This window comes from Allorhizocola rhizosphaerae, assembly GCF_003426775.1.
In the GTDB taxonomy this organism is placed as follows: domain Bacteria; phylum Actinomycetota; class Actinomycetes; order Mycobacteriales; family Micromonosporaceae; genus Allorhizocola; species Allorhizocola rhizosphaerae.
The window spans coordinates 1-11,131 of the sequence record NZ_QJUG01000258.1 but is presented as its reverse complement, the minus strand read 5'-3'; the positions used below and the strand labels follow the sequence as shown (position 1 = coordinate 11,131).

Sequence of the window (11,131 nt, the reverse complement as noted above, 5' to 3'; positions counted from 1 at the left end):
GCTCACGCCGCCAAGAAACACAGCTGCGCCTGTCTGCTGACGGACCCTTATGCGGACAGTTGTCGGCGGTGGCCGTCCGCCTTGGAGGGGCCTCCGATCGATCGTTTCCTGGCGTTAAGATCAACGCTCGGTTCGCGGCAGATCCGCGCATTTGCTCGCGGCCGCCCGGCCGAGATCACAATGTCCGCTGAGCGTTCGGTTCTGAAACGACAGGTGGCTGTCCGAATTGGGCATTGGTGTGGGGCGAGGTCATGGGAGATCGCCAGCCGTATCTGGCGTTGGAGGCTGATAGTAGCTATGCCACAGGTGTAGTCATGAGATGGGCGCGAATGTTGGGCACATTAGCTTCAAGGTCGTCGGTGTAGTCGGTGCCGACGCTGGTGAGGATGTTCAAGGCGTGCTGCCAGTGCTGTCGGGCTTGCTCGTACTGACCCGTGGCATGATAGACGTGGGCGAGGCCATCGTGGGCACGGGCTTGATAGGTCGGCTGGGCGAGGTCGATCGCGTACTGCAGCGCCCGCTCGTGGCACGTGAGCGCGAGGTCAAATTGGCCGGTGGCGTGGTGCAGGCGGCCGAAGCCGTGCAGGGCTTCGCCCTGCCAGTTGCTGCTGTGAATCTGTCGGGCGAGGACAAGCACTTTATGGAAACAGTCGGCGGCTTGGCTATGGCGATGCAGCATTCGGTAGGAGTGCCCGAGACCAGTCAGCGCCTGTAGTTGGCCCATGGGGTCGCCAGTGGCTTGGGCAATCTGCAACGCCGGCCCAAAATGATCAGCGGCCTGCTCGAAACGGCCCAGCATCCGATGGACATGGCCAAGACCATTTAACGCGCTCTTCTCGCCTCGTCGCTCGCCGATGGCTCGGGCGATCTGCAACGCCCGCACGTAGTCGTCGCCAGCCTGCTCAAAGCGGCCCAGCGTCCGTTGGACGGCGCCGAGACAGTTCAGCGCATGGATCTCGCCACCTTGGTCACCGATCGCTCGGGCGATCTGCAACGCCTGTCTGTCACGGTCACCGGCCTGCTCAAAGTTGCCCAGCATCAAATGAACTTCGCCGAGGCCATTGAGCGCGTGGACCTCGCCACCCTGATCGCCGATGGCTTGGGCGATCTGCAACGCCCGCACATAGTCGTCGCCAGCCTGCTCAAAGCGTTCCAACATCAAGTGGAGATAGCCGAGACCGGTCAACGCGCTTAGTTCGCCCACGCGGTCGCCGATGGCTTGGGCAATCTTCAACGCCCGCCCAAAATTGTCACCGGCCTCCTCAAACCGGCCCTGCATCCGCTGGACTTCACCGAGACCGGTAAGCGCGTCCATTTCACCGCCACGGTGGCCGATGGCTTGGGCGATTTGCAGTGCCTCTGCATGGTAGTCACCGGCATTCTGGTAGTCGCTTAGCCTCCAGTGAACGTAACCGAGGCCAATGAGCGCATCCATCTCGGCTGCGTGGTGGCCGAAATGCTGAGCCAGGTTGACAGCGTGCTCGTGCAGCGTTCGGGCATCACGATAGCGGCCACGGGTGCGCAGATGCCGGTCCAGAATAGCTGACATGTGCCAGGTGTGTTCAGGCCAACCATTTTGCGCCGCGAGGTGTACAGCTGCCAGCAGATTGTCCAACTCGGTATCCAGCCACAGCTCCGCCTGGTGTCGGCCAGCCAGCAAAGGTGTGGACGTTCCCACGGGCGCGACGGCGGGGCGACGCTGCCGATCATAGGGATAAGCCAGGTCCATCGCCGCCGCAATGGAATGCCGATAATGTTCTAACAGCCGCTCCAACGCCGCTCGCTGCCGCAATCCGGGCTCCTCGTCTGCTGCGGCGGTGGCGGCGTGAGCGCGGACCAGGTCATGAAATCGGTACCGGCCGCGTGCGGGCTCCGCCAATAGATGGCCATCGACCAGCTCATCCAGCCACCGCTGAACCTCCTGCAAGCTGTTGCTGTCCACGAGAGCAGCTGCCGCGTAGGGCTCAAGCTCCGGGCCGGGATGCAACCCCAACAGCCGGTACAGCCGTTGAGCATCCGCGGACAGATGCTGGTAGGACAGGTGCAGCGTGGCATGAACACTGCGTTGGCCGTCATCCAGCGCGGTCAGCCGCACGTCCTGGCCACGCAACCGTTCCGCTAGATCGGCGACCGTCCACACTGGACGATTTTTGAGCCGTGCGGCAGCGATACGGATCGCCAACGGCAAACACCCACACAACTGCATCACCTCCACCAGCTCAGCGTCCGCTTGCGGTGTGCCTGTGGTTAGTTCGGCCCGGCCGGCCGTCTGGGTAAACAACCGCACCGCATCGGCTTGCGGCAACGTATCCAGCGATACCGTTTGACCTGCCTCCAGCGCAGCCAACCGCCGACGGCTGGTGACCAGCACCAAACAACCCGGCGATCCGGGCAGCAACGGCTGCACCTGCGCCTCGGTCGCGGCGTTGTCCAACACGATGAGCATCCGCCGCCTAGCCAGCAGAGTGCGCCACAACGCAGCCCGCTCGTCCACCCCCGCTGGGATTCGCTCCCCCGGCACGCCGATATCGCGCAACACCCGATCCAACGCCTCCGCCGCCTGCACCGGTGCCACACCAGCGGTGAACCCATGCAGATCGACAAATAGCTGCCCGTCCGGGAACCGACTGGCCAGCCGGTGCGCGGCATGCACCGCCAACGCGGTCTTGCCTATCCCCGCCATCCCATCGATCGCCGAAATCACCACCGCCGATCCCGCTCGCGGATCCATGGCGAGCGTCAGCACTTGTTCCAATTCTGCTGCCCTGCCGGTGAACCAAGTCGCATCGCGAGGAAGCTGCACCGGCCGCGGCCACGACGTTCGCGCCGTCGCGACCGGCTGGCGGCGCAACACGGCAAGAGCGAACCGTGCAGCCGCCTCCGCAGCATACCGGCGCCACCGATCATCCTTGCGCGCGTCGGCAAAGTCGCTGACCCCCTTGACCAGCAGGAAACCACAGCCACCCCGATGAGCGGCGATCGCCACCCCCAGCCCCTCCATCTCCACACCAACCGCCGTGGGCCATACGCGACTTAACTCTTGCACACTGGCAAGGTCAGCGAAGACCTTCTCTCCGCTCAACACCGCGCCCACATACACCCCAGGCACACCAGGGCCACCCGGCCCGCCGGGCCGTGGAGTGGCAATCGTCGACGGCCACTCGCTGGCCGCGACGCTGCGGGCGGCGGCAAGCAAGTCAAAAGGCGGCGGAAACGACTGATACCGGCGATGCAGCCCGCCCTCGGTAACTTTCGCCAGCTCGAAGCCGACCACCTGATCGGCGACCAGAACATCACCGCTCCGTAAATCCTTTGCATACCCGCGAATGCCCGCAGCGATTCCCACCAGGACCAGAAATGTCGGTCGCCAGACCTCAATCAGCGCACGCGCCGTCGCCGACGCGCCAACATTGCCCATGCCATGCAGCGACGTCACCGCGACCCGCAACGCCCCCACCGAAGCGACATAAACGTCCCCGCCAGCCCGGCGAAACACCTCGCAGTTGGCCTCTCCCACCACCGCCAGAACCGCGTCGCACTCCTCAGCCAACGCTGTCAGAACGACAACATCAACCTCCCGATGTGAGGTCAACCCCGCCTCCGTCACATCGACCATTGTCGCAGTGAACCAACCATTCACGAAACGCATCGAAGCCAGAACCGCCGAGCACGGCCGATTCAGCTCGACCGGACCAACATGATCAACACTGCGGGATCGGAACCTCCAGCGATCTTACCGCCCGACAACGAGCGATGATCACGCCGAGAAGGGAGCGCAACGCGAAGCCACGCCTACTGTGTCCTTGTCCGCCTACGGTTCGTGCGGCAGGTCGGAGATGATGTGGCCCGGTCTGGTGACCAGCAGACCGCCTACCCTGGCGCAGTCGCTATCGGACAGAACCGCCCGGTACAGCTTGACATCCTCCCGCCGGGTCTGCCGCCGCACGGGCAACGTGAACTGGTGAACATTGGCTGGCCCAAGCCTGCCGGCACCGAGGCCGTAGATTGCCGCAGCAGTCCATCGGCAGGCAACGCCCTGTCCGATGGTGCGATCTGAGGCCATGGTGTCCGGCGCCAGCTGTAACCAGGCGGCCCGCGTCGCATGATCGTCGCCTGCTGAGGTGCCGCGCAGCCGATACACGCCATGGGACACTCGCTCGGCGATGCCGTGCTTAGCCAGGCGAGCCAGCGTGGTCCAGGCCATACCTGTCGATTCGGCTTGCTGGCGGGTGAACAAACTCCACTGGGCTTCGGCGATATCGGCAAGCGATCGGATGGTGGCAGCCCTTGGCACGGCTGCTAACTCTAGCGACGTTGCAGACTATAGCGACATCGCTACACTTCGCAGATCGCAAGTGTCCTAAATGTCACCAAGGGAAGGTCGCGGTCCAGCACGGCAACGTCGTAGTCGTTGCCGGCAAGCCGCTGCAACGCCGAATCGCCATAGTCCGATCGTATAAAACTGTTATGGGCGTGCATACCTTCTACCTGCACAAAGAGAGATCCCTATGTTTTCAGGGCAAAGTTATGGCGGACCTGTTCGCTCTCCGCCAACACCATGCACTACCTTGGCAGGTACGGAAACGACCACTCCTCCGTGACGACCTCCCGCCGGTACCGCGGGAGGTGCCGGCGGAGGAAGGTAACCACCGTGTCCGATCAGGAAAATCGCCACCGACGACGGAGGGGCTACCGAAGCAAGAACCTCAAGAGGGAGATTGCTTGGTGGACTACCATCCTTTGCCCACTGGTGATGGCCCTGGCCACGCTGATACATGCGTGGAAGCGCTGATGGCCCCTGTTCAAAGAACAGGGCCATCGACACAACTGAACACTCGCCCCTCGTCAGGCTGCAACTGGCGGGGGGCTTTTACATGCTCATGCGCTGGAGTATATCCGCTCGTTCATCGGTGCGTTCATCGCTCTGTTCATCAGCTTACCCCGGCGAGCATCCAGACGGGCAAGCTCCGGTCGATGTCAACCCTGGAGCCGAGGAGCGCGGTTTCCTCACAGCTACTCGCGGGGGCGCCCCATGGGCGCCCCCGCCTCGTTGCTACTGCTCGCCATTGAGGTGTGCCGTTAGCGCCTCGTGCGGGGCCTGGCCTGGTCGCTGTAGGTGCGCCCAGTGGGGGCAGGCGATACAGGTCCAGATCCAGCCGGAGCCGTCCGTGATCGGGGTCGGCGAGGCTGTGGGCGGTGTCGTCGAGGAACTGGCCGATGCTCATGGCAGGTGTTTGGCCGCGTCGTGTAGTTGCGCGGCCGCTGCCGCGTGTTCCCAGGTCCTCGGATCGGCTGGGTCGGCGGCGGCCATGAGGGCGCGGACGGGCCGGTCGAGTTCGGACCAGCGGCGCCGGCGGCGCCAACGGAAACGCGAGTTCGGCAGGGTTCGCGGAGATTTGAGCGGCGATCGCCTGGACGGCGGCCTCCGCTTGGCCCCACCGCATCGCTGCACCGCGGGTATGGATTTGCTCGAGCCATGGGCGCGCGGCCACGTTCAGGGCTGCAACGCCGGATCGGGTCGTCAGGTCGGCGGAGGGGTTCGTTAGGTACGCCCGTCGCGTGGCAACGTGGCTCGTGTGTCTGCCCAGACACTGCTGGGGCAGATCGGCTCGGCACGGATCAAACTGACCGGCGAGTCCCTTTAGGCGCACGCATTCGCCGGTGTCCTTGATCTGGCAGGAGGCCGACCCGCAACAGCTTGCCCGAAGCTGCGATTCGCGATCGCCCACGACTACGCCAGCCCACCCGGCCCAAACGGACCGAACGTCTCCTGATGCTCAGCCAGTCGCCTGCCCCATGTCTTGTCGCTGGAGAGGTTGGTCAAAGAATGCACAGCGATCGCGGAGCGAAGCTCCGCCGGCCCCCGAACCGTCCGGTGACCGTTCGTTTCGAGAACGGTCGCGGTCGTACGAATAGCGGACGTAGCGGAACCACATCGTGCCGCACGCTGAGGCTAAGCATCGAGCGCTGGCGTTGAGGCTCAAGCAGACATCTTGCGCCGACCATTCGCAACGGGTCCTCTCGTCTGTCGGGCGAAAAAGCGACGTACCCGCTCATCGGCTTCTTAGAAACTTGCGGTATGACCGCAGCCCGGCCAGGCTGGGTCGAGGTGACCGGCAGGTTCGCTCTCATTTCGGCTGTCCGCCAGCGATAGCGGCGTGACTCTCATCTGGCATGCGTCCTGCCGGTCACCGCGGCGAGGAGAGGCTCAAGAGGGGTATGCCCAACCGCAAGAAGCGTTGCCCTCCCGCCGATTCCGGCCCGCACGTGGCATTTGGAGAACGGCATGGGACGCGTCATCATCGGCATGGACCCGCACAAGCGGTCAGCCACGATCGAAGTCATCGACGAACACGAGCAGATCCTTACCCGTGGCCGGTTCGGCACCGACCGTGACGGCTACCGCGACATGCTCAAGACTGCACGCCAGTACCTGGACCGGATTTGGGCGGTCGAGGGCTGCAACGGCATCGGCCGGCACATCGCCCAGCGACTGGTCGCAGACGGCGAGACCGTCGTCGACGTACCAGCGAAGTTGTCGGCGCGGGCGCGGGTGTTCGCGACCGGCCAAGGCCGCAAGACCGATCCCGTCGACGCGCATTCGGTTGCGGTGGTGGCGTTGCGCACCAATGGTTTGCGGCAAGTGACGGTTGATGATGCGACCGTCGCGCTGCGGCTGCTGGTCGACCGACGCGACGAACTCGGCCGCGCCCGCACCGAGACGATCAGCCGACTTCACCAGCAACTGCTCGAACTGATCCCCGGCGGCGCGAAACAATACCTCTCCGCAGCGCAGGCTCGTGCACTGCTGGCCACAGTACGCCCCCGTGACATCGTCGGACGGACCCGCCGGCAACTGGCCGCCGACCTGATCGGCGAGCTCACCACGATCGACAAAAAGATCAAAGCAGCAAACAAGCAACTGACCGAGCTCGTCGCCGCCACCGGCAGCAGCCTGCGGCAGCTCAACGGAATCGGCCCGTCCGGGGCTGCCCGCCTGCTCGGCGACATCGGTGACATCAACCGGTTTGCCACCCGCGCACACTTCGCCTCCTGGAACGGCACCGCCCCAATCGAGGCCTCTTCCGGCGACCAACGCCGCCACCGGCTCTCCCGCGCGGGCAACCGACGCATCAACCGCGTACTGCATATCATGGCCATCGTGCAGCTGCGCCACGACACCGAAGGCCGCGCCTACTACCGGCGCAAACTCGCCGCCGGTAAAACCCCCATGGAAGCCATCCGAGCCCTCAAACGACGCCTGTCCAACATCGTCTACCAATGCATGGCCAACGACGCCAAGACGACAGCGACGAGCCCGGGAGGACAACGGGGAGCGACTCTGCAATCCAGCGCGGCCAGCCCAATCCCCACAGCCAGCACTTCGGACAAGTCACTTCCCGGACCCGCCACCAACCACTCTAGAACACCCGCCCGCGCCAACCCTTGACATAGAGGGGGTGCCAAATCCGTACGTCGGGATCTGTCCTTGCGGATCCAGATCACTTGTTCGCAAGTGGTTCCGCTACTGCGGGACCGCGATGCCATCACCGACCTGGTCCCCAACCGGTGGACGGCTCCGATGCGGCTCACCTCTGCAAGATCGAGCGGATCAAGCTGGTGATCTGGGTGGGGATGGTCGGCCGCAGCTTCAGGATCACCAGCGCCTTCTTGTCGTAGGGCGGCGGAAGCACGACGTGCAGCAGCCCGAATACCAAGTAGAGCCCGATCGGCGCGGCCACGGCGAACCAGAGCAGGGACATCACCGGTGCCCGCCCAACGACGCAGCCTCGTCCGATCTCGAAGCCGGTATCGCCGGCGGCGGTGTCCTCCGGCGCGCGGACCTGGTGGCCTGGCGTCGGCTTAGGAATGCGTGCTTCACACCCCCGTATACTGCCCAGATGGGACATTGGTCCGAGGATTTGGCTGAGGACCTGGCGCAGCAAGTGGGCGGTGATCCAGACCGCGAGGAGATGCGACGCGTACTGCTGCAGGCCAGCCAGCAGATAGAGACGCTATCCGGCCGCAACTACGACCCGGTACAGCAATTGACTTCGGTTTTTGCGACCAACGGGCTGCCGTTCGTCGAGACACCGAACATGCACCTTGGCTCGCTCGAGTCTTCCGAGAAGATGGTGTGGCAGGTCCGTGATCCGGTGAACCCGGTGTTCGCGGCGGTCTTGCAAGTGATGCCCTTGGAGGCCCCAAGCCGTGGCGCCGTGCCTGTTGCCAGAGGTCTTGGTCTCGCCGGCCAGCTCGTCGCGCAAGCATCACGCCGGGGCTTGCTGTCGCGGGAGTTCGTCATCCGGTGGCTGGGTGCTTTCGCCGACGTTGAAGAGCGGAAAGACCTGTTCCGCCGCCTCATGGACCCCTCCGTTCGGTTTTACGTCCCGATTTTCGGGGCGGAAGTCGCTGGCTGGTGGATCCAGGTTTCCCGACGCCTGTTGTGGGTCACCCAAGAGACGCCGAACGATGGACGGCTCGTCGAGCCGCTGATAGACGAGCCCGTCGATGGCCACCTGATCCCGCTCGTGGCCACCGAGCCTGTCTTGATCGCGGTTCCGATGACCCGGCACCCCGCGGAGTGGGCCTTCAGCGCTCGCATCTGGGTAGAAAACGTTCCCCGCTCACCCAACCAGCTGTGGAACAAGCTGGCGCCAGCCATCCATGGCAGCGGGATACCGACCATCACGATCGACCGCAACTCTACCCCGTATGAGGTCGCCTGCCAGGTCGTGTTGAAGGCCTACTGGCACGGTTACATCAGCGGGGATGAGCCCGGCCTGGTAGATGTCATCGCCTTGGCCTACCCCAAGCAGGTCAACCTCATACAGCGCAAGACCCGAGCGCCGCACCGGGCGGCTGCGGCAGCGGCGTTGCTCGAGCAACTGATCCAGCCTGGCTTCGACCCAGCGCAAGGTGCGGAAGCCACCCGCCGGTACGTGCGCCGCAAGGCGAGCATCATCGTCATGGAGCATCGCAAACAGGAAGCGCCACAACGCTATCCATGGACACAGATCGGTATCAGCGAGCGGCGCTACTACAAGCTCCTCCCCCTGCTCGCCGAGAAGGTCAACGGCCGCTACAACATTAGCGACTACGACGACATCGTGGCACGCATGAAGACCCACCTCAACGAAAAAGACCAAAGCCGGGAAGTCCGGGCAGCTGCCCTCGAACTCCTTCAGACACGCGGCTTCACCCAAGCGGCAGCCCGCAAGTGGCTACAACGCCACCGGCCCGAAGAAGCCCTACACGCCTGGCCACGCGGCACTCGACCTGACCCTAACTAACGGGCCTCTAACACCGGACCGTCGATCGCGTTCCCCGGCTCCCCAAGCCTGCCCACGGCCGTAGCGTCAGCGGACTCCGCTGGCTCCCACCGATGGTCCTTGATCGCCTGTCGGACCCTGACTGCGGCACGCGCCACGCCGTGCAGTTTCCACACCTGCCACACCGGCGGTGGTGTGAGCAGCCACGCCATCGGTTCGGCCACCTTGTAGATCGCTTCGGCCTTCCGCGTCCACGACACTGAGGCGAGCGTGACGCCTCTGAGGTGGGCCAGGTATTCCACCATGAGACCCCTTGCCGGCGGGTGGTAGCTGGCGTGCATACCGATGTCGTCGGACAACTCTTCGATGATGGTCCGCATGCGTTCGTACGCTCGGCGCTTGTCCGCCAACACGTTCTCGCGAGTCTCGCCGGTCAGTTCCTTCGGCAGTTCAAGCATCACGTACTGAGCCCAGATAGCGAGGTCAATGTTCTTGGCGCCCAGGGCTTCGTGGGCCCGCCGCCGCCGCAGAATCCGATCTTTGCGTACCTCCAGCCGCGGTTTCGCCGCGTACTCCACAACAAGCGTCGTGATCACGGCCGTGATGACGGATGCGACGATAGCGTTCACATCGGTCAGACTAGCGGCGTGGGCAAGCCGATCCGGGGCGTCGCCGTGCGGGGCCATCCGCGGCTGCCGGGCCACGAAGTTCACCGCGACCGCCAGCACCTCGGCTACGAGCCAGTGCTCTAGTGTGACCGCCAAACTGCAGGCCGACGCCGACGATGCAACGCGACAGCGCATCGATCGCGGCGGTCAGGAGTAGTCAGCAGCAGGGCATCATAGCTGTGGTAGTGGCGTCCCACGCAGGCGACGACTCAATATAGGACCTGATGTCAGGCGATCCACCCGGTCGGGCCCGCTCGGTCGAGCGCATCCTCGGATCGCTTGCACGAGCTGATGCCCGCGTGACGGTCTGGGTACCGGCCGGCCGGCTGACGATCACCAGCGGACCGATCACGCTCAGTAGCTTGATCCGTCTGGGTGCTGCTGTCTTGTGGGCAGAGAGCCGAAGCGCCAGCTCGCCTTTGAGGCCGATGTTTTCGTTCTTCAAGGTGTTTCTTGGGGTCGCTGGGTGACTTGAGGGCTGGGGTTTGTGTTGAGTCACTGGGCGCGGACGCTCACTCGGTCGCGGTGGCGAAGTGTCGTCGGGTTTGTGGGCATGATCTCGTGAAGGGAGGGGCGGTGATCGACCGCGAGTACTTGCCGGGTCGGCGTCCTGTGGCGGGGGATCATCTGACGCTGTTCACGATTGACGAGATCGCGTACTGGACGCGGCAGGGTGAGTCCACGATCAGGCGGTGGATCAATAACGGCAAGATTCGGCCTGAGTTCCTAACGCGACCGGGTGGCCGGATCCTGATGACCGGCGACCAGCTGATCTCCCTGATCGCCTCGTGGCGTGGCGTGCAGCCGAAAGGCGCCGACGACCCACAGCCGCGGCGCCGTCGTGTGGTGCGTTTGGACCCCCACAAGCCGGTGCGCCGAAACGCATCGTTGTCCAGATGAGACATTTATCCATCGACATTCTAGGCGTGCACCCTGGGTGCACGGTGGCGTGCAGTGCGATCGATTTGTCGCAAACATAAGGAATTTTGGCGAGAAATTATCAGGTGTTTTGACGCTATAGGTCCGATATGCTGCATAAAGATGCTCATTCGATCCCAGTATCGCCCACTTTATGCAGATTCGTCCGATTCTTAGGTGCACATAGGTGCACCTTCTCTGTTTCTCGAGGCCCTTGCCGGCCGACGCCTGCAGCAACGGCAAGGCGAGCCTTCTTCAAATTCTCCTGCCTGG

The 11,131-nt window shown here is 64.0% G+C and carries 7 protein-coding genes; 3 read left to right on the top strand and 4 right to left on the bottom strand.

Translation table 11 applies throughout. The features are described from left to right. Nucleotides 1-295: 295 nt before the first annotated feature. Together DM816_RS35765 and DM816_RS35760 are read right to left on the bottom strand one after the other, a co-directional pair. Nucleotides 296-3,616 (bottom strand): tetratricopeptide repeat protein, encoded by a 3,321-nt coding sequence (locus tag DM816_RS35765; RefSeq protein ID WP_162908172.1) that lies wholly within the window; start codon nt 3,614-3,616, stop codon nt 296-298. Nucleotides 3,617-3,811: 195 nt separating this feature from the next. Beyond that, entirely contained in the window at nt 3,812-4,294 is a 483-nt protein-coding gene (locus DM816_RS35760) for a type IV toxin-antitoxin system AbiEi family antitoxin domain-containing protein (protein ID WP_117214948.1), read from the bottom strand. 1,992 nt (nt 4,295-6,286) lie between these two features. On the opposite strand from DM816_RS35760, the gene DM816_RS35750 reads away from it, so the two are divergent. Further along, the gene (locus DM816_RS35750; protein ID WP_117214946.1) at nt 6,287-7,450 is read left to right on the top strand and encodes an IS110 family RNA-guided transposase; all 1,164 of its coding nucleotides are present in this window, start codon (nt 6,287-6,289) and stop codon (nt 7,448-7,450) included. Between the two features lie 139 nt (nt 7,451-7,589). Here the strand turns inward: DM816_RS35750 and DM816_RS43160 are convergent, their stop codons facing one another. Then, on the bottom strand, nt 7,590-7,910 hold the full coding sequence (locus tag DM816_RS43160; RefSeq protein ID WP_162908171.1) for a hypothetical protein: 321 nt from the start codon (nt 7,908-7,910) through the stop codon (nt 7,590-7,592). On the opposite strand from DM816_RS43160, the gene DM816_RS35745 reads away from it, so the two are divergent. After that, nucleotides 7,902-9,293, top strand: a complete 1,392-nt coding sequence (locus DM816_RS35745) for a hypothetical protein (RefSeq protein WP_117214944.1) — start codon at nt 7,902-7,904, stop codon at nt 9,291-9,293. The genes DM816_RS43160 and DM816_RS35745 overlap by 9 nt on opposite strands. Here the strand turns inward: DM816_RS35745 and DM816_RS35740 are convergent. Continuing rightward, entirely contained in the window at nt 9,290-10,000 is a 711-nt protein-coding gene (locus DM816_RS35740) for a hypothetical protein (RefSeq protein WP_117214942.1), read from the bottom strand. The genes DM816_RS35745 and DM816_RS35740 overlap by 4 nt on opposite strands. A 516-nt stretch (nt 10,001-10,516) precedes the next feature. Here DM816_RS35740 and DM816_RS35735 point away from each other — a divergent pair. Further along, nucleotides 10,517-10,840 carry a helix-turn-helix domain-containing protein gene (locus tag DM816_RS35735; RefSeq protein WP_117214940.1) on the top strand — a complete coding sequence of 108 codons (324 nt, stop codon included), beginning with the start codon at nt 10,517-10,519 and terminating at the stop codon, nt 10,838-10,840. Nucleotides 10,841-11,131: the final 291 nt, after the last annotated feature.